The organism is Paenibacillus sp. IHB B 3084 (genome assembly GCF_001447315.1).
GTDB lineage: Bacteria > Bacillota > Bacilli > Paenibacillales > Paenibacillaceae > Paenibacillus.
This window is the reverse complement of sequence record NZ_CP013203.1, coordinates 5,235,513-5,254,627: the sequence shown is the minus strand read 5'-3', so window position 1 is coordinate 5,254,627 and position 19,115 is coordinate 5,235,513. Positions and strand designations below refer to the sequence as shown.

Here is a 19,115-nt window from a genome sequence, read left to right as displayed (position 1 = left end):
CTGCACGATAAAATTTTAGTTGAATAGCTCTATCATACATTTCTCATGAAAAACTTTCTTCCTCATTTCTTGCCGTTTTATTCCCGAATATTGCCCTGCGGTATTTCAATGGTGATGTTCCTGTCGCTTCCTTAAAGAAATGATGAAACGTCTTCACGCTCCTGAAACCTGCAGCCTCTGCGACCTCAGTGATTGGATTGTCTTCATTCAGCAAAATCCATTTGGCCTTATTCAGTCTGTATTCATGCAAAAAGGCTACAAAGGTCATCCCCGTATTCTTCTTAAATAGTCTGGCGAAATAATAGGGACTGAAACCCATATATTCAGCTACATTCTTCAGCGAAATGGTTTCATGATAATGGCATTCCACATATTCAAAAATACGTTCCAGTTTACAAAGCATGTCCTTGGATTGTATTAAGGTACTTTCAGAGATTTCGCGAAGTCTAGGCTTCGTACTTCTCGGCACTTCCCGCAAAATAAGAGTCAACATCTCAAACAGTTTGGCTTTGATCATATAGGCACAACCTTCTTTGCAGTTGGCGTTCTCATCATAAATGCTTTGAATCAGCGGGAGCATTTTAGCTGCTGTTTCTTCTGGCCAGTTCCAGCTTGATTGCTCCATCTCTGTAAATATATCTCTTAGAGGACGCTTCTGATCGCTTAATGTGGATATCTCTTGAAAAAAGCTCAAATCAAATTGAATAACCACCCGTTCGCTGTCGGGAGAAGCCAAGAAATAATGAACATCACCACCATTTATAAATTGAACTTCACCTTGTTTCATGCGTATCGAATTATCGTTAATTCCCAGATCCAAGGTTCCCTGAGTAACATAGATAATTTCAATTTCTTTATGCCAATGGGGATAGCAAAGTACGTCGCCTTTATTAATAAAACTCCGGAAAGGAAAATGTCTATCAAGCTCCGGGATCTCTAAATACAAATTCATTTTGGTAGACTCCTTTTGTTGTAAATTTCAAAAAAACGCACACATAACTATTCATAATCATGTTGCCTTTTCGTACAGATGGAATATCGCAACGTTTACCTTATTAAGGTACTACTTTAGCAAACGAAAAAACAAAGATAGCATCGCTCCCGAAATCGTCTGATAAGAGTGCGTAACGATATATTGACAGTTTCAGTTTATTGCATCATGGGCCGCTTTTTGCTATGAAACACGGATCATGCGAATAGCATACGGATTTAAATGTGCGCTTTCTCAACTTTTGAATAAAATATCTTCTTCTCTTTGAATTGTAAGCGTTTAATAATATTTTTCCTATCATAAAAGTTACAGTTGCTATCAAGAAAAAACAATTGTTACCTAGTTCGAGTAGAAAAGAGGAGGCGTGCAATGAATACGTGTAAGATTGTTGATTTTTTTAACATTTTTTATATAAATCCATATATATATTTCCATAAAAATGGTATAACCTAGTAAAGAAAAAATATTCATATAAAAAAAATATCCTTATGGAGGGACAGGCCTTGAAGAGACTATTCGCTTTAAGTTGTGCTTTCTATCTGCTAATCGGCGTTACCAGCGTGGTTCTTGGGGCATTACTACCGATTCTGCTGCCTCACTATGGACGGGGGTACAGTGATGGCGGGTTACTGCTGTTCCTGCAGTTTTCCGGATTTCTTGTCGGCGTTCTGCTCTCCCCCTTCATGGCTCTACATATCGGTCGGAAGTGGATGTTATCCATTGCCCTGGGCAGTATCATGGCAGCGTGTGCCATTCTGGGTGTACTGCCATCCTGGACCTGGGTCATCGTGATGACCATCTGGGTTGGCTTCGGCTCAGGCATCATTGAATCGTTCATCGGAGCGTTCACGATAGAATTCACCGAGGAGCAGAAAGCCGTAGCCATGTCCAAGCTGGATGTCTATTTTGCACTTGGTGCACTGCTCATTCCGGCGGTAGTAAGCCTGTATATCTGGCTTGGGATGTGGCATCTGACCTTCTACACCATCTCCCTTTTGACGTTTATCCTGGGGCTGTTCTGGCTTACCATGCCTGCTTCCACCTCCTCACACCTGACCCAGGCAGACCTCCAAACCTCTGAACGTTCGGTTGAAAAAGCCCGGTACTCCCGACAGCATCGTGTTTTGCTGGGGATCTTTATTGTCTTCTTCTTTGTTTATATGGGTCTTGAACTGGGGCTCATGAACTTCCTGCCCTCTATTCTGATCGAGACGCTGCAGCTTCGGGAATCCGTAGCCTCGCTGGGTGTCAGTATTCTCTGGATTGCGATGATCATCGGCCGCATGTTCTCAGGAAGGATTGCAGAGTCATCAGGATATATTCCTTTCCTTCTGTGGAGCGCAATCGGGACTTTCTGCTTCCTGGTTGCAATGGTGTTTATATCCAGCCAGTGGGCTACATACCTTTTGATTTTCGGCGCAGGGTTATTCATGTCCGGACTCTTCTGTATCGCTCTCGTCTATGCGAACGTGCTGATTCCGGGAATGACCGAGCGAACGACTAGCATTCTGATTGCGTCGGGCGGAGTTGGCGGCTCGGTGCTTCAATATGTAATAGGCTGGAGCATGAGCGAATGGTCGGTGACGGCTACCCTCTGGATTCTGGCTGCTTTCAGCCTGCTTCTGCTACTGGCTGTTATTCTCTCGTATCTGTGGAATGGCAGGAGCAGCCGGGTAGTTAGCTCCCTTGTCCATCAGGGCAAGGAAGGATGAAATCGCCTTATTCTTGAAGGAGGTGAGGCCTACCGGGTTATGCTGTAACAGGGGCTGTACATTATAAGGATGTACTTGATGAGAATGTATATTCTGATATGGAGGGGAAGCATTGTGCATACCTTAACCAAAGAACGCTTCAGATACGGAAAAGGCATTACTCTGATTGACGATTCGGGTACGGAGTATTTGGATGGCGTATCCGGCACCTTCAATCTGTCGCTTGGTTATAATCACCCTCATGTCGTCACCAAAGTACAGGAACAAGTCGCCAATCTTACCCACATGTCCTCATCCTTTACCGAGCCTTACGTCGAGGAAGTCCTGGATCATTTGATCCAGTATACGCCAAATGGAATCGACGCGGGATGGATGAGAGATATTACCGGCTCCACGGCGAATGAATGCGCTGTGAAGCTAGCCCAGAAATATACCGGAGAACTCGATATAATCAGCCTGTATCTGTCCCATCATGGGCAGACCCAGTTCGCAACAGGCATATCCGGTAACGCCTTCCGGCGGCGGAAATTTCCCAATTCGGCTGCAGCAAATTCCCTGCATGTACCTGCTCCCTACTGCTATCGATGCCCGTTTAATTCTTCGCCTGATAAGTGTGGCTATCAATGCGTCGAAGCAATATCGGATGCCATTGCGTATGCAAGCTCAGGCTCTGTGGCCTGCATGATTATTGAACCCATCCTGGGCAACGGAGGCAACATCATCCCACCTGCAGGATATTTTAAGCGCCTCCGTCAGCTGTGCAACGAGTACGGTCTGATTCTAATCGCTGACGAGGTTCAGACAGGGATTGGGCGGACAGGATACATGTTCGCAAGTGAGCTGTTTGATATCCAGCCGGATATCATTACCCTTGCCAAGGGACTGGGCGGCATCGGTGTTCCTGTTGCAGCAGTATTGGTGCAGTCTCGTCTCAATGTTCTGGAGAAACATGAGCACTCCTTCACCTCGGGCAGCAATCTGATCTCGGTCACGGCAGCCAAATCCACGCTAGAGGTTGTGTCCGAGCCCGGTTTTTTGGAAGCCGTACGGTCGAAAGGAAGCCTGCTCGGGACCCTGCTGACAGAGATGGCTGACAAGCATGATTGCATCGGGGAGGCTCGCGGCGTCGGACTGATGTGGGGATTGGAAATTGTGGACGAAGATGATGCCCCGGACGCAGCCAAGAGCAATGTGATTATCGACCGTGCTTTTGCCGAACAGCAGCTGATTCTCAGAGGTTCCCGTTACGGTTACGGCAATGTGGTCAAAGTAAGACCTTCTCTCACGGTTACGGAAGACGAGATTGTCGAAATTGTCAAGCGGCTTGACGCCGTTCTGGCCACCCTTCACTAACTATCTGCCGAACAGGCAAAAGGAGGACTATTCATGCTTGCACTGGTATACAAATCAGCTTGGGATGTGGCTCTTGAGGAAAGACCCGTCCCCGAAATTACCAAAGATAACCACGTTCTCGTCCGGATTCGGGCGACAGGCGTATGCGGTACGGATCTAGGCATCATCAGCGGCAAATATCATGCCGTGCCTTCCACTATCCTGGGCCACGAATCAGCGGGGGAAGTGATCGCTGTAGGGTCAGCCGTCAGTTCAATACAGCCCGGGGACCGGGTTGTGATTGATCCGACGTACTACTGCGGTCAATGTGATATGTGCCGGACAGGAAGACAGAATCATTGCACACATAAATCCGTAACGGAGACTGGAGTCAGTGCCGACGGCACGTTCACTGATTATTATGTGACCGAGGATCGTTTTCTGTACAAGCTGAAGGATCATATCAGCTACGAAGAAGCGACACTGACCGAACCGCTGAGCTGTATGCTAACCGGAATCAACCAGATTCACCTGCTACCGAACTTTACAACCGTCATTCTGGGCGCAGGACCCATCGGGATTCTGTACAGTTATGCTCTTGCTTCCAAAGGCGTGACCGGCTGTCTCGTCGACATCTCGGAGGAACGGCTTGCCATAGCGCATTCCGTTGCCCCCAAGCGGTGGTCCGTGCACGCTACACTAGAGTCGGCCATTCATGAGCTGGCACCGCTAAAGAATCAGGTAGACATGATTGTGGATACTACAGGCGTGGTTGGCACCCAGGTACTCTCCCGGCTTACGAGCGGCGGGTATTTGATGCTGGTGGGGCTGAGAGACGGGACAAGCTCGTTCAATCCGAAGGAGGTAGTTGACCGTAGCCTCAAAATCATCGGCTCGATTGATTCCCTAGGCACGTTCTCCACGGCTCATTACCTGATTGAGCAGCAGATCGTTCCCGCCAAAAAAATCATTACCCACTCCTATCCGCTGGAAGACTACCGAGAGGCCTTTCTGACCCTGGGATGCAATATCAGCGAGCGGACACTTCAGCCTTCTTCACAGGCGATCAAGGTTGTGCTGCAATCGAACGGCTCCGGTAACTAAATCCGGATATTAACAAGGGGGGATGGACATGACAACCATTCATCATGATGCGCAGCCGAATAATGAATGCACGGGAGGCCCAACAGCGTCCGCTCCAGTCAAGGCGGTCATCTTCGACATGGACGGAGTACTGGTAGACAGCGAACCGATTTATTTTGAAATCGAACGCAGCTCCTTTGCCCATTTCGGTGCGTCCATGACGGAAAAAGAGCACCACACCTATGTTGGAGTGACACTTGAATCCATGTGGCGCCAGGTGCTGGACAGACATCAGCTCACCAATACAGTGGAAGAGGCTCTGTTCTATCACCGAAAAAATGTGATGCAGACGATGGTTGCACACGAGAGCCTTGTGGCAATTGACGGGTTGGAGCGGTGGCTGGACTGGCTGCAAGATAGAGAGATTCCAGTCGCGGTGGCCTCTTCCTCTCCACGGGAGCTGATTGATCTCATCATGGAAAAGACAGGGCTTGGCCGTTACTTCGATATTCGAATCACTGGAGAAGAAGTATCGCAGGGTAAGCCGGCACCGGACATCTTCCTATATGCCGCCGAGCAGCTTGGCATTGCCCCGGCCCATTGCATCGTTATTGAGGACTCACGGAACGGTGTCCAGGCAGCCAAGAGTGCGGGTATGCGCTGCATTGGCTTCCACAACCCCGGCTCGGGCCGGCAGGACCTGTCCAGAGCCGATCGCCGGATTATCAGCTATGACGACCTGTGGGCGATTAAAGAGAGCCTGCCGTTCGAGGAGTAGCTGCCTGCCAAGACCAAAAATTGAAATGTACCAGAAGGCATATCCCCTTTATAATCATATGGAAGCGCCCGATCTTTAATATGGATGAGGGCATTAAATAACGCCCCTTGGACTACACACTGGAGAATGTCATTTATTCTGCCCTGTGTGTACTCTAACGGGCGTGCTTTACATCGAAGTGGTCTAGTTGAAACGAGTAATTTCCCGGTTCAACACACAACAGTCGTAAAAACTATCTTTTTGACATATAACTGATCTCCTGACGGTTTTAAATCCTCTATTCGTATGCAGCAAAACTCATATAGAAAAATGGGGTGCTGTTAACACCCCAAACTGGATTCATCAATATATATCCTGCTTCATCTGAACGGTAATTTTTCCGTATATTCAGCTCTTTCTGTCTTCTTCGGTAATTAGAGAACTGTAAGCCGGAATTGTAACTGTTCCTTTCTTCACCTTCGCATCCTTTGAGGTGGAGAAGACCACTTTCCATTTACCCCTATCCAAATCTTTCATCTGCAGGGTAACTGGCTCTTCAGACAGGTTATGATATACATACAATGTTTCTTTGCCTGAAGTGCGTGTAAATGCGGTCACGTTGGAAGAATTTGTTTGGATAGGTTGTAGACTGTCGCTGCGGAGAGCTTCATGTTCTTCTCTCAGACGGATGAGCGTGCGGTAGCTTTCCAGCAGGGAATCATCGTCCCGCAATTGCGCTTCGACCGACACTTCGCCTGTGTTGTATTTGGGTTTCTCCCACGTTGTTTGACCAGGGCCATCTCCCGTGTACCAGCGCATAGGCTCCCGAAGATACTCATCGGGCTTCTCTCCCTTCATGCCGATTTCTTCCCCGTAATAGAGGAACGGCTGACCCGGAAGCATCAAAAGAATGGAAGCGGCCAGCTTGGCTTTTCGCACATCCCCGCCCAGCTCGCTCATGACACGGGTCTGGTCATGGTTGCTCAGGAACGGAGCATCGAGTGCCGCCTTATTGTACGATTTGTACAGTTTCAGCGTTTTCTCGGCGAATGTTGCGATACCCTGATCCCGGCCGTTTTTCACGGAGTTCAAAATCGTTCCACCCAGGTCAAAATTAAACAGGGAGTGGAGCGGTCCGTAATAAGGAGCTATTATTTCCGGTTTGTCCCAAACCTCTCCTGCCAGATATACATTTGGATTTACCTTCTCCATCTCGGAACGGAACTCATTCCACCACGCGATGTTTTTATCGGCACCATCCTTCGTCTGTCCTTTAAAAATATGCATCGCCGCGTCAAGCCGGAACCCCTGTGCACCCTGCTGCAGCCAATACTTGCCGACTTTGATCATTTCTTTGCGGACTTCGGGATTGTCGAAGTTCAGATCCGGCATTCCTGACCAGAACGTACCGTAAAAATACCCTTCCCCATTCGGATTCTTATGCCATACCTGCTGGCCCCACGAGCCCTTTTCTTCCAGATCTGTGTTCTCATCCGCCCATACGTAATAGTCGTGGTATTTGCTTTGCGGGTTGGCGCTGGCCTCCTTGAACCAAGGGTGCTCGCTGCTCGAATGATTGATAACAAGGTCCATGATCACCTTGACGCCCTTTCGATCCGCTTCTTTCATCAAGGTGCGGAAATCATTCAGATTCCCATACTGCGGGTCCACCTGATAGTAGTCGGTTACATCATATTTATGGTAGCTTGGAGACGGATTCAGGGGCATGAGCCAGAGGCCGCTGACCTGCAAATCCTTGCCCGAACGGGGTTTGCCGTCGTTTAAGTAATCAAGTTTTTGTGTAATTCCTTTCAGATCACCGTGTCCGTCTCCATTCGAATCATAAAAAGAGTTGATATAAATTTCATAAAACACACCGCTTCCAGTAGAAACCGGAGGCTTATGTCCGTTCATTTCCTGCTCGGCCATTGCACCTGAAGCGAACATCGTGAGCATAGGTACCGTTAACATGACGGTGGACAATCTTCTTAAGCGTTTGTTACGTGTCAAAACATATCAGCTCCTTAGATTGTTATGAGTGCGCTTTCATTATAAAGAGAAACAATCCAAAAAAGGGGATATTATTATCTATTATGGTGGAAAATATCGATCTTTTTGTTTTATCTCTGTATCGAACGAAAGAGGAGCAGACGATATGTCTACTCCTCTTTAAGAAATTATTCTCTTTCTAAGATTTACTACTTTCTATTTTGCTGAATAAAAGCTTGTTTGCTGTCGTCCGAATCAGTTCAGGATATATATCTCATCACGTCTGTTGATTAACCAGAATAAGTAATTTGATTTATAGGTAGTTTCGACTTAATGCGATCCAACATCGAGAGCATTTCTTCTGCATTGAACGGCTTCAGCAAATAATCCTGCACTCCGGTTCGAACCGCCTTCTGTAGATATTCAAATTCGTTATGTCCGGATATGAATACAATAACGATGCGTTCGAACTTGACTTTCAACCTCTCGGCTAATTCAATTCCGTCAATGAAGGGCATAGGTCTGAACCTGGATTTCGTCCATCCCTACACCGTTGTCCTCCACCCGAACGACCACCTTATCGCCCTGTTTAAAGGCGCAAATGCGGATAAAACCTTTTGTTCCTTTCTCCTTAAGACCATGGTAAATCGAATTTTCGACAAGCGGCTGGAGCGAAAGTTTCGGGATCGGTGTGCCCGCAAGTTCTGGTGGAATATCCATCTCATAGCGAAACACATCGGGATAACGGATTTGCAGAATCGTCAGGTAATCATCAGTAATCTGAGCTTCCTTCTATAGAATAATGAGCTCCCTTCCCTTATTCAGCACCATTCGATAAAAATCTGCCAGCGCCTTTGTAGTATCTCTAGCCTCATCATTACGGTCCAACTCATTGAGCGCGTAAATGGTATCCAAAGTGTTATACAGAAAATGCGGTTTAATTTGGGCGCTCATCAGTTCGAGCTCATATTCACGCTTTCGGTTCTGTTCCTGCCTCACCTCATCCAGCAGCTCCCGAACCCGTCTTAACATAAAATTAAACGCTTCAGCAATGGTACCGATCTCATCCTCTGTGCGGACTGTTGTAACCGATTGCAAGTCCCCGGTTACTACTTTTCGCATGGCCCTAGTTAGTTGTTCGAGAGGGCTAACGACCAATTTAGATAGAAAGCTAGCGCCCAGCCAGGAAAAAACAAGGCATAATAGGCCGATTAAAAGCGACAGCCTAATATTTTGCCGGAAATCAGCCGTAAGCAGGCTAAGAGAAACAATATTGACCAACTTCCAATCCATCCGGTTATAATCAGTGACCGTTACCAGATTGCCCTCATCCTCGAATGAGCACGTTCCATGGGATGCATTAGGTGCACAACGTTGGATGGCCTCACCCAGCTGTGGATTCACTGGATTCATCAGCATCTCATTGTCTTCTGCCACAGCCACGCGCATTCTGTTATTCAAAAAATAATAAGATTTGGGCGCATTCGGATCGCTGGAACGAAAAAAATCGGACAGACCTTCTTCCTTCACTAGCAGAAAAAGCGTTCCATAGGATTCTCCGGTGTCTATATTAATGACCGTCTTCCCCAGCGTCAAAACCGGAGAGTTCGGATCTGGTGTTAGGAAATCTCTTCTCTCCATATCAAACCAGAGTGCCTGTCCATAACTTTCGCATGCTATAGACTTTGCTCTCATCTCCACTTTCGGTGTAAGAGGCGAAAATTGTCCCTTCTTTATCAATGAATACAGCGGCATCTACCTCGGAAAGATTGACAAGTCAATGGATAGGCGGCTCTGCATCAGGTTTCCAAACCGAACACGCTTCATGGCAGTATCAGATTCGGCACCGTATGAATCATACCTCCTGTTAATATTCGTGACCATACTATTGGCCGCCGTTTCCACACTGCTGAATATGTAATCGGTCCGAGACAGGATAAGCTGACTCGTCCATTACGTTACTCGTGGTTCGGTCTATTAAAGAACGGCTGAAGAGTTGATTAGACAACAGGCCAAGAATAAGGAGAGAAACAATGATTAGCGGAAGAAATACTGCAATATCCTTGCTTTTGAATCGAAGCCGACCAAACCACTTTCGAGCTAGTGACAGAATATTCAATTTGAAACCCCTCCGCCATCAAGAGAATATTCATCATGTTAACACAACTAATCTGTACAAGAGTAGATCAAAAGTAACCTTAAAGATTCAGCCGCCATCTTGAAAGTATTAATGGGATGTGTTAGGATGAAGTCGAATTTTAGTAAATTTATTAACTAAAAAAGGTGTGAGCTTTTTGGCAACCATTAAAGACATTGCCCGCGAAGCGGGTGTGTCTGCCGCAACCGTTTCAAGGGTTTTAAATAACGATCTGTCTCTGTCCGTGAGCCCTGACACCAAAAACAGGATTTTTTCGATTGCTGAACAGCTCGGGTATAAGCCTTCCCGGCTGAGGCAATTAAAGCAGAACACGGAACGTGCCGGGAAGACAGTCTCCCTCCTGCTGTGGTGTTCCATTGAAGAGGAACGGGACGATCCGTATTATGCCTCGATCCGCCGTGGAATCGAACTGCGCTGTGAAGAGCTTGGCCTGACGTTGGGGCAGACCCTGCGAGGCCGCTCTTCCATCGTCAGCTTGCAGAAGACGGACGGTCTGATTGTCGTGGGCGGCGTCGATCCTGAAGAGGTGATCAAGCTGCATCCCAACAAGAACACCATTGTCCTTGTCGACCAGTACCATGAACAGTTGGAGTACGATTCCGTACGCCTCCATTTCCGGCAAGCTGTTGATCAGGCACTCGGACATTTATTGGAGCTTGGTCACAGACAAATCGGGTTTATCGGCGGTAAAAGCGACGGAGAGCGACGGGCGCATTATTTTGAACGGTTCATGCGGGAACGGGGATTGTACAATCCTGAATTTGTCCGTATAGGCGCTTGGACTACCGCGGATGGCTATCGGATGATGAACGAGCTACTTGTCGAACAGGAAAGACCGACGGCCTGCTTCGCTGCAAGCGACCCGCTCGCCATCGGTGCCCTCCGTGCCCTTCATGGAGATGGAGTCAAGGTACCTGAGGATATGGCCGTCGTCGGCTTCGACGACATTGAGATGGCGGCCTTCGTACAGCCACCGCTAACCACTGTGCGTGCCTATCCCGAACAGATGGGAAAGGCTGCCATTCAACTGCTAGCTGAACGGTTTGAGGGACGTGAACCACCTGCGCACAGCGTGATCGGGACTAAGCTTGTCATACGGGAGAGCTCGTGCCAAAACAGCTAAAATCAGCACTTGAAAGTCTTAACGTTATTGATAAATATCCTTACGTAAAAACAAATCGATATTATGAACCCCAAGGAGTGAATACTATGAACATTCATGTAAACGAGACGCTTGGTTTGTTTCACCTGCAGTCCAAGGATTGCAGCTATATTATCCAGCTTATAGAAGGATATCCCGCACATGTCTATTGGGGAGCTAGACTTCACCATGACCAAAGTCTAGCAAGTATACTGGAACTTAGGGAGCGCTGCTCTTTCTCTCCCACTCCCGTTCCTTCCAATCGTACGATTTCCCTGGACACGCTTCCCCAGGAATTTCCCCAGTATGGAACAAGCGACTTTCGTCAGCCCGCTTACCAGGTTGCACTTGCGGACGGCACCCGGATTACGGAGCTAAAATATACTGGTTACCGCATTGTACCGGGTAAACCAAAGCTCGAAGGACTTCCTGCCGTCTATACCGAATCGGATGATGAAGCAGCAACCCTCTTTCTGATCCTTGAGGACAAAAACTCAGGTCTTAAGGCTACACTGCTTTATACTGTATTTGCGAATTACAGTGCTATTGCCCGGTCTACCCTGTTTGAGCATGCTGGAAGCGCTATCATAAATATTGAGCAAGCCATGAGCGCCTCTGTCGATTTCGCCGATTCCAACTACCAAGCTCTCTACCTGTCCGGTGCCTGGGTACGGGAACGGCATATCCAGCGCCGTGACCTGGGACCCGGTGCCATTCGCTTGGAGAGCCGTCGGGGCTCCAGCAGTCACCAGATGAATCCCTTTCTGGCACTGCTTCGTCCTGATGCAACTGAAGATCGTGGTGATGTGTACGGCTTCAGCTTGGTCTATAGCAGCAACTTCGTCGCACAGGCAGAAGTAGAGCAGTTCGACCAGACCCGTGTAAGTATCGGGATCAATCCCTTTGACTTCTCCTGGCAACTTGAACCGGGTCAGTCATTCCAGACCCCTGAAGCCGTACTGGTCTTTTCCGGAGAAGGTCTTGGGGGCATGTCTCGCACTTATCATCGACTCTATCGTACACGTCTGTGCCGGGGCGTTTACCGTGACAAAGAGCGTCCGATTCTTGTAAACAATTGGGAAGCCACTTATTTCAACTTCGATGCTGATAAAATCGAGGCGATTGCTAAGGAAGCAGGACCCCTCGGTATTGAGCTCTTTGTTCTTGATGATGGTTGGTTTGGCAAACGCGATAATGACGACAATTCGCTTGGGGACTGGTTTGAGAACCGCCGCAAGCTGCCTGGCGGTCTTGCCGACCTGGCCAAACGGGTGAATGAACAAGGATTACAGTTTGGCTTGTGGGTAGAGCCGGAAATGGTATCTCCTGATAGTGAACTATACCGTGACCATCCTGACTGGTGCCTGCATGCTGAGGGGCGGCGGCGGACGGAAGGCCGATCCCAGTTGGTGCTCGATCTCTCCCGCAAAGAAGTATGCGATTACTTGTACGATACGCTTAGCTCCGTATTCTCAATCGCTCCGATTACTTATGTCAAGTGGGACATGAACCGTAATATGACGGAGATTGCTTCGGCTACAGCTCCTAGCGAACGGCAAAAGGAAACCGCACACCGTTATATGCTCGGACTTTACGATCTTCTGGAACGCTTGACTTCCCGGTTCCCGGACATCTTGTTCGAAAGCTGTTCCGGAGGTGGCGGACGGTTCGATCCAGGAATGCTCTACTATATGCCGCAAACATGGACCAGCGACGATACCGATGCGATTGAAAGATTGGCTATTCAGTACGGAACAAGCATCGTGTATCCGGCCAGCACCATGGGGGCACACGTATCAAGCGTGCCGAACCACCAGGTGGGACGAATCACCTCCCTCGCTATACGCGGCGACGTGGCAATGAGTGGAAACTTTGGTTACGAGCTTGACCTTACTGCATTTACAAAGAAAGAAAAGGAGCTTGCTACTAAACAAATCGCCCAGTACAAGGAAATTCGTTCCCTTGTACAACAAGGGGATATGTATCGGCTTCTTAGCCCATTTGAAGGCCGAGGTGATACGGCCTGGATGTTCGTTAGCGAGGACCAGTCGGAAGCGTTTGTCGCTTACTTCCGCGTACTGGCTGAACCGAATGGGCCAATCCGGCGATTAACACTAAAAGGACTTGACCCGGAGAAAAAGTATAAAATCGAAACCGGGGCGACGGGCAACACTGCAGATCATGCGGTTAATACCTTGGCGGAAGACGGCGGCTCCCCCTTCAGCGTAGCGTTCGATGGCGAAATCTTTGGAGGTGACCGCCTAATGAGAATTGGGCTTGTGGTCTCGGATCTAACAGGGGATTTCGCCAGCTCTACCTTCCGCATTAAGGCGATCCCCCGCTGATCACGAATGCAGTCAGTGACGGTAAAAAATTAAAACAAGGCAGACCGATTCTCCGGTCTGCCTTGTTTGATAATTATTCCAATATTTTAGTTATCTACCTGTATGTTAATGGCGAATAATTACTACTTCCTGTCTATCCATCGCTTTTTCATTTTTCGTGTGACATACAAAAAAAAGAGAAACCCAACGTCATGGAAATGACCGGGTTTCTCGACAAGTTGAGTTCCAGATTCTTTACTTGGAACCATTTTTACAAAAGCATTTATTTTGTAATCGTAATTTGTTTGGATGCAGCGCTATAATTCACTTGGTAGCCCGAAAGCTCACTAATGGCTCTTAGTGGAACTAACGTGTAGCCCTTAACAATAATCGGGGCTGTGATGGGAGTTGAGGAATTCCGGGATATATTTAGCTCATATACTACCATCTTGGGATTCTTAATTTGAAGTATCACCTGTTTGCCTTCAGTAGGGCGATTCATAAGGATCCGCTTGGTCCCTCTTTCATAATTCACCTGGTAGCCCACCTGTTCGCTGATAAAACGTAGCGGAACCATCGTCACCCCATTTATGATCTGCGGGGCCTGATCTATCGACATAGCGCGACCATCCACGTAAGCATATTTAGCTCCTGGTGTCAGGATGAATGAAGTTGCGTATGGGGCAACCGCATTGTTGGAGTACACGGACGCTGAGCCAGAGTTTGTTGTACCTGTACTTGTACTTGTCGTGGTTGATGATCCGCTGGTATTAAACACACGATTGCGAATAGCTTCCAGTCGATCCAGCAGATCACTTTTACGCGACCCGCTTGGCAGATCACTAATTGCGTCTCTGGCAGCACGCCAACTGGATGCACTCAGGTTATTCTCCGCAGTCCTCATCAAATCTCTTGCTTCCTCATAGTCTGATGAACTAGACGACGAAGATGAAGACGAATAGGAAGTATCCGTACGTTCCGACAAACTCACACCTGAAGATTCCCCTCCATTGCTTTTTACTGCTACTACCTTAATCACATACCAGCGTCCAGCACGCAAATTCGTAATATTGTAGGACTCAGAGGTTGTAGCCCCCCGATAGTCATTATCAACATATATTTTCACCCTCTGCGCTTCACTCGGAATATCGTAGGTGATTTTTATCCAGGTTTCATCCTTGCTGTCTACCTCAAGATTGGTTACTTCCGACGTACTGGAGTTCGAATTAGTCGTCGCACTCAGCTTCACGCCAGAGGACAACGCACCTGTGCTCCGCTTGGACCTAATCGTAATTCCATACGACCGAGCTGCTGTCAGGTTCGTGAACGTATATGTCGTTCCTGATGAATCTGTTATCAGTTGCCCGTCCAGATATAGACTAACTGTACTAATCCCGCTGGGTCTCGTCCAGGAAATGGATATACTCTGATTACCAACGGACGTCACTGTCGCTCCAGTCACATCTGGCACGGACGAAGTATCGACGGAGACTGTTGGGGTTGTAACTGGAATACTAACCCCCCCAGATACGTTTCCGGATTTATCCACTGTTTTGACCGTTACGGTATAGTTAGTGGAAGCGATCAAGCCACTAAACGTGTAGGACGTACCTAAGGTTCGCTGCACTTCCCTATCATTTAGATAGATAATCGCTTGGCTCAGGTCAGCATCCTTGGGCAAAATGTAATTCACAGTAAAAGCGTTGTAACCCACATTCGTCGCTGTGAGCCCGCTCACCTCTCCTGGAGGTGTCTTATCTACAGGAACAACAGAAGCCGTTTTGGCCTGTACTGTAGTCCCCTGAGATTCATTTCCGCTCTTATCCACCGTCTGCACGCGAAAGTTATATGTTGTATCAGGCTGTAAGCCGCTCATCATATAAGAATTACTTTTGATGTTATCTACATATACGTCCGTGCTGACGCTGACCTTTACATGGTCAAAATTGGTGTCCGTCGGATTTGTCCAAGACAAGTTCATCTTTGTTGTATCTGCCGGAACCGCTGTCAAATGGCTTACTTCTCCAGTTGCAATATTCAACGCAGCTGTTTGGTTCGCCAACGTTTTATAATTCTGTTAATATAGGTTCTTTGACCATCTACTTCTGTAAGCGTAGTCACGCCTGTACCCGAACCAACCTTCGCATAGCGCCCTTGACCTGCTAATACATTTGCATGTGACTGCTCTATACCCGGATTTTTCAAATTCCAGCTATGCTCTTTGGCAGGCAACGCACTCGCCGCTACATCCGTTCCCCCCAAGATGCCATATCCCGTATTCAAAATCAGAGTAACCGTTGCGAACGGAGCCATCCATTGGCGCAATCCCTTCTTTTTCATGATCTGTGCACTCCTTGATAACAATATGTATTTGTCAAACCAGTTGGTAAGATTACAAAATCCTCCTATTGTAATCCAGCCTTGTCAGCCTAGCATAAGCAATAGACGTTCATTTAAATGTTATCGGAATATTTAAAGGAAATGTTTAGGCTAATAGTACAAGCTCTTTCCCCAAGCCAAGAACTGGACTTGTATACATAAAAAAAGCCGCGCTGAGCGCGGATACTAAAAGATAATTTATGCCTGGTCCAACCTGGTCTAATTAGGTTTTCTCTCCCATCGGAACAATGTACAGTGTTCCATCCTCGCTATACTCCGCATAGGCGATCTCGTCGATATCACCATATCCTTGCTCTCGGACCTTTGCTTTAATCTGCTCTATCGATTTTCTTGCCCCTCATGGATTCGTTCAGCAGCTTTCCTTTATCGATGACCGTAACGGAAAAGAAATCAGGCTGCACACCTATCCCCATATCCTGAGCGGTTGGCGGCTCGTATTCGGGTTTGCGCATGACTGATAGTGAGCCGTTCGTTTCCAACGTGGCGTACCTGACCTCACGAAGAGAAAAAATATTTTGCTGCCGAAGCATGGAAAGTAACTGTGTATACTCAATATCGTATTTTTCTAGCATTTCTTGATTAACCTTGCCTTTATCGATGAGCAGCACAGTCCGGCCCTCCGCCATATATCCAAATCTTACAAAATGGGTCGTTGCCTTCTCAAAAAAGTAGGACAGCGCGCACCACAGTGCCAAAGCAAACAAAAGCTGCCCAATGCTCACCTTATCGTCGTATAGTGTATTCCCCATAATTTCGCTTAAAACCAATGACGTTAAAAAATCGAGCGGTGTTAACTGACTGAGGGTTTTCCGCCCTGTAATAAAAGCAATAATCCACAAACCAAAAAAGCTGATGATCAATTTGACACTAATCGTGACGAATACCTCCATACATACACCTCCCGGCAAGAAGTTATTTCTCCTTACGGGTTATTACACCTGTCCATTTCTATATAAACAGTAGTTCATTTCACCTTCTATCCTCTTGTGTTCAGAATATCCGCTCTAATGCGCGCACCCTACCGTACTGGCGCACATCTTCCGGCGTTACCGCGAACAGCATATTAAGTAGCTCGATCTGAAAGCTTCCTGGTCCTTCCCCACCTTTTCGTTCTGCTGCCATTTCAGCAGCAACGCCATATACGGCAAGTGCTGCCATGCCAGCAGTAAGTCTGTCGTTTTCGACAGCAGCGAAAGCGCCAAGCACCGAAGTTAATAGGCAACCAGCTCCCGTAACTTTGGTAAGCATGCTATGGCCGTTCTCAATGATCCACCCTATACGGCCGTCGGTAATGACGTCTTCTTTGCCGGTGATTGCAACAATTGTATTCAGTTGATGGGCTGCTTTGACTGCAAGTTGTGAAATATTCAAATTGCCTGTTTCTCCAGCATCGACACCTTTAATTTGTATGTCTTCGCCAATGATTTGTGCAATTTCAGCAGCGTTACCGCGAACAATATCCACCTTGACCCGATCCAGAATCCGGAGAGCGGAGGCTGTGCGGAATGGGGTCGCTCCCGCGCCCACGGGATCTAACAGCACAGGTACCCCATGTTCATTAGCCGATAAACCAGCCATAATCATGGACTCTACAAGTTCTTCATTTAACGTACCAATGTTAAGTACAAGCGCCCCCGCAATTCGGGCCATATCTGCGACTTCCTCTTTGGCGTATGCCATAACTGGTGAAGCGCCGAGCGCGAGCAGTCCGTTTGCCGTAAAATTGGTGACGACCACATTGGTTATATTGTGAACGAGCGGATTCGTATCCCGCATATTTTGTAGTAACAAAGCCATTTGATCTAACATAAAAAAACCAACCCTCTTTCTTCAGGAACCTGTGAAAGACTGTTGGCCTATACATATGTATACACTTCTATCCCTACGCTGGCATTATCCAACAGGTTCACACGGTCTACGACGGCTTAGTCGTACTCTCAGCTTGCTTCCACAGGCTCCCGTTATATTTTTTTCTAATGTTACGGGTTCGTCATACAAAAATCAACAGATATTTTGATCATGTAAAAAACGTTTGGAGGTTTGCTTTTGGACCCATCTATTGCTTCTTCCCCGTCTGCTGTTGTAGCCGCTGATGGCTCGGGTGACTATCTTTCTCTAATTGAAGCTTTAGCATCCAATGAAACAAATATTTTAATAAAAAACGGTATTTACAATGTTTCTACTACTATATTGATCCAAAACCACACTACAAAATACAGGGTGAATCCATTGAACAAACGATACTTCGCCAAGCCGATCCTTCAAAGGATTTAATCAAAATAAACGCCGATGATGTTTCGATTACCCGCTTAACCCTGGATACGTTCACTCACTCTGCTCAAGCAGCTCTTGTTGTTGCATCCTCTAACCGTACCCGCATTGAAGGAAATAAGATTTTAGGTGCTGCAAGTATTTTTGCCGTATACTTTGCGGGTCCACAGGTGACGCCAGGTGCAGATACGATTGCAGCAGTAGAAGAAAATCATCTCGATAATGAAAATGTGTTTGAAAATAACACCTTATATTCTGATTTTATAGGGGATGGCCTATCCTTTTCTCTTCAGAAAAATGGTAAGGTGCGCAATAACAATGTATTTGGCTCCATGATCTCTTTTTATATGTGTCGTGATTCCGAAGTATGGGGCAATCTCATTAAGGATTCTCCTCTCTCAGGTATCTCTTATTCATTGCCCGCTTATAACAACCGCATTGAAAGGAACATCATCCTTCGTTCAATCAATTCAGGGATTCGCGTTTCACGTAATTTAGAGCACCCAATTTCATTAGGCAGTCGATACCATGGATTAGAGATTATGTACAATAAGATTTGGGATACCCGCTTTTTTGGCATTGAACTGGATCAGCTTTCTAACCATATTAACGTGATGTTCAACACGATTGATCATCCTGATTTCTCGGGCATCCAGGTTTTGCGATGTTCTAAAATCAATATTTCCAATAATATCATTTCTAATTTTGGAGCCTGGAAAGGTCGTGGTAAAATTCGTGATTGGACGAGTGATTCGAACGGGATTTATCTGGAAACGGATGTTCAACAATCCAGTATTTATTTAAATGAAATCATATCCAAGGGAAATGGGGATTTTGGTATTCGGGTTACGAAAGAAACCTCTCACAATCGAGTGTATTTTAATCGAGTTTTAGGGACTTATGTTCAGCATCCCTTATGGATTGAGGGCAATAATTTCGGGAAATAATATTGTCCTA

17 protein-coding genes and 1 riboswitch are annotated in these 19,115 nt (G+C 47.0%); of the genes, 8 read left to right on the top strand and 9 right to left on the bottom strand.

Going from position 1 to position 19,115, the window contains the following annotated elements:
• Window positions 1-43 precede the first annotated feature (43 nt).
• Window positions 44-952: an AraC family transcriptional regulator gene (locus ASL14_RS24570; protein ID WP_134914052.1), complete on the bottom strand. Its 909-nt coding sequence runs from the start codon at window positions 950-952 to the stop codon at window positions 44-46.
• A 542-nt stretch (window positions 953-1,494) separates the two neighbouring features.
• On the opposite strand from ASL14_RS24570, the gene ASL14_RS24565 reads away from it, so the two are divergent.
• The 4 genes from ASL14_RS24565 to ASL14_RS24550 all read left to right on the top strand — a co-directional run bounded on the left by ASL14_RS24565 (window position 1,495) and on the right by ASL14_RS24550 (window position 5,896).
• On the top strand, window positions 1,495-2,703 hold the full coding sequence (locus ASL14_RS24565; RefSeq protein WP_134914050.1) for an MFS transporter: 1,209 nt from the start codon (window positions 1,495-1,497) through the stop codon (window positions 2,701-2,703).
• A gap of 84 nt (window positions 2,704-2,787) precedes the next feature.
• Complete coding sequence (locus ASL14_RS24560) at window positions 2,788-4,056, top strand: aspartate aminotransferase family protein (RefSeq protein WP_223264390.1); 1,269 nt, start codon at window positions 2,788-2,790, stop codon at window positions 4,054-4,056.
• A 33-nt stretch (window positions 4,057-4,089) separates the two neighbouring features.
• A complete protein-coding gene (locus tag ASL14_RS24555) occupies window positions 4,090-5,139 on the top strand; it encodes a zinc-dependent alcohol dehydrogenase (protein WP_134914048.1) in 1,050 nt (349 codons plus the stop codon).
• 28 nt (window positions 5,140-5,167) lie between these two features.
• On the top strand, window positions 5,168-5,896 hold the full coding sequence (locus ASL14_RS24550) for an HAD family hydrolase (RefSeq protein ID WP_134914046.1): 729 nt from the start codon (window positions 5,168-5,170) through the stop codon (window positions 5,894-5,896).
• A gap of 387 nt (window positions 5,897-6,283) precedes the next feature.
• Here ASL14_RS24550 and ASL14_RS24545 read toward each other — a convergent pair whose 3' ends face one another.
• From ASL14_RS24545 to ASL14_RS28530, 4 genes are all read right to left on the bottom strand, one after another.
• Window positions 6,284-7,885 carry an alpha-amylase family glycosyl hydrolase gene (locus tag ASL14_RS24545; RefSeq protein ID WP_134914045.1) on the bottom strand — a complete coding sequence of 534 codons (1,602 nt, stop codon included), beginning with the start codon at window positions 7,883-7,885 and terminating at the stop codon, window positions 6,284-6,286.
• Between the two features lie 269 nt (window positions 7,886-8,154).
• Window positions 8,155-8,382 (bottom strand): response regulator, encoded by a 228-nt coding sequence (locus ASL14_RS24540; RefSeq protein WP_223264120.1) that lies wholly within the window; start codon window positions 8,380-8,382, stop codon window positions 8,155-8,157.
• The gene (locus ASL14_RS28535; RefSeq protein ID WP_223264119.1) at window positions 8,369-8,584 is read right to left on the bottom strand and encodes a sensor histidine kinase; all 216 of its coding nucleotides are present in this window, start codon (window positions 8,582-8,584) and stop codon (window positions 8,369-8,371) included. Before ASL14_RS28535 ends, ASL14_RS24540 begins: the two co-directional genes overlap by 14 nt.
• 72 nt (window positions 8,585-8,656) lie before the next feature.
• Window positions 8,657-9,505, bottom strand: a complete 849-nt coding sequence (locus ASL14_RS28530) for a sensor histidine kinase (protein WP_223264118.1) — start codon at window positions 9,503-9,505, stop codon at window positions 8,657-8,659.
• Between the two features lie 653 nt (window positions 9,506-10,158).
• On the opposite strand from ASL14_RS28530, the gene ASL14_RS24530 reads away from it, so the two are divergent.
• Window positions 10,159-11,145, top strand: a complete 987-nt coding sequence (locus tag ASL14_RS24530; RefSeq protein WP_134914043.1) for a LacI family DNA-binding transcriptional regulator — start codon at window positions 10,159-10,161, stop codon at window positions 11,143-11,145.
• 86 nt (window positions 11,146-11,231) lie between these two features.
• Window positions 11,232-13,508: an alpha-galactosidase gene (locus tag ASL14_RS24525; RefSeq protein ID WP_134914041.1), complete on the top strand. Its 2,277-nt coding sequence runs from the start codon at window positions 11,232-11,234 to the stop codon at window positions 13,506-13,508.
• Between the two features lie 262 nt (window positions 13,509-13,770).
• On the opposite strand, the gene ASL14_RS24520 is transcribed toward ASL14_RS24525, so the two are convergent.
• The 4 genes from ASL14_RS24520 to thiM all read right to left on the bottom strand — a co-directional run bounded on the left by ASL14_RS24520 (window position 13,771) and on the right by thiM (window position 17,696).
• Window positions 13,771-15,549 (bottom strand): stalk domain-containing protein, encoded by a 1,779-nt coding sequence (locus tag ASL14_RS24520; protein WP_223264117.1) that lies wholly within the window; start codon window positions 15,547-15,549, stop codon window positions 13,771-13,773.
• Window positions 15,525-15,827: a hypothetical protein gene (locus ASL14_RS28525; RefSeq protein WP_223264116.1), complete on the bottom strand. Its 303-nt coding sequence runs from the start codon at window positions 15,825-15,827 to the stop codon at window positions 15,525-15,527. Before ASL14_RS28525 ends, ASL14_RS24520 begins: the two co-directional genes overlap by 25 nt.
• Window positions 15,828-16,195: 368 nt before the next feature.
• Window positions 16,196-16,777: a DUF421 domain-containing protein gene (locus tag ASL14_RS24515; protein WP_223264115.1), complete on the bottom strand. Its 582-nt coding sequence runs from the start codon at window positions 16,775-16,777 to the stop codon at window positions 16,196-16,198.
• A 100-nt stretch (window positions 16,778-16,877) separates the two neighbouring features.
• Window positions 16,878-17,696 (bottom strand): hydroxyethylthiazole kinase, encoded by an 819-nt coding sequence (gene thiM, locus ASL14_RS24510; protein WP_134914039.1) that lies wholly within the window; start codon window positions 17,694-17,696, stop codon window positions 16,878-16,880.
• A gap of 53 nt (window positions 17,697-17,749) precedes the next feature.
• A riboswitch (TPP riboswitch) is annotated at window positions 17,750-17,859 on the bottom strand.
• Between the two features lie 74 nt (window positions 17,860-17,933).
• On the opposite strand from thiM, the gene ASL14_RS24505 reads away from it, so the two are divergent.
• Both ASL14_RS24505 and ASL14_RS24500 read left to right on the top strand, forming a co-directional pair.
• A complete protein-coding gene (locus ASL14_RS24505; protein ID WP_134914037.1) occupies window positions 17,934-18,161 on the top strand; it encodes a hypothetical protein in 228 nt (75 codons plus the stop codon).
• A gap of 167 nt (window positions 18,162-18,328) precedes the next feature.
• Window positions 18,329-19,105: a right-handed parallel beta-helix repeat-containing protein gene (locus ASL14_RS24500; protein WP_134914035.1), complete on the top strand. Its 777-nt coding sequence runs from the start codon at window positions 18,329-18,331 to the stop codon at window positions 19,103-19,105.
• Window positions 19,106-19,115: the final 10 nt, after the last annotated feature.

Coding starts and splice junctions, on each gene's coding strand:
- ASL14_RS28525 (WP_223264116.1), bottom strand. CDS start 15,827: ATGAAAAAGAAGGGATTGCGCCAATGGATGGCTCCGTTCGCAACGGTT.
- ASL14_RS28535 (WP_223264119.1), bottom strand. CDS start 8,584: ATGGATATTCCACCAGAACTTGCGGGCACACCGATCCCGAAACTTTCG.
- ASL14_RS24540 (WP_223264120.1), bottom strand. CDS start 8,382: ATGCCCTTCATTGACGGAATTGAATTAGCCGAGAGGTTGAAAGTCAAG.
- ASL14_RS24550 (WP_134914046.1), top strand. CDS start 5,168: ATGACAACCATTCATCATGATGCGCAGCCGAATAATGAATGCACGGGA.
- ASL14_RS24515 (WP_223264115.1), bottom strand. CDS start 16,777: ATGGAGGTATTCGTCACGATTAGTGTCAAATTGATCATCAGCTTTTTT.
- ASL14_RS28530 (WP_223264118.1), bottom strand. CDS start 9,505: ATGGAGAGAAGAGATTTCCTAACACCAGATCCGAACTCTCCGGTTTTG.
- ASL14_RS24560 (WP_223264390.1), top strand. CDS start 2,788: ATGTATATTCTGATATGGAGGGGAAGCATTGTGCATACCTTAACCAAA.
- thiM (WP_134914039.1), bottom strand. CDS start 17,696: ATGTTAGATCAAATGGCTTTGTTACTACAAAATATGCGGGATACGAAT.
- ASL14_RS24555 (WP_134914048.1), top strand. CDS start 4,090: ATGCTTGCACTGGTATACAAATCAGCTTGGGATGTGGCTCTTGAGGAA.
- ASL14_RS24525 (WP_134914041.1), top strand. CDS start 11,232: ATGAACATTCATGTAAACGAGACGCTTGGTTTGTTTCACCTGCAGTCC.
- ASL14_RS24570 (WP_134914052.1), bottom strand. CDS start 952: ATGAATTTGTATTTAGAGATCCCGGAGCTTGATAGACATTTTCCTTTC.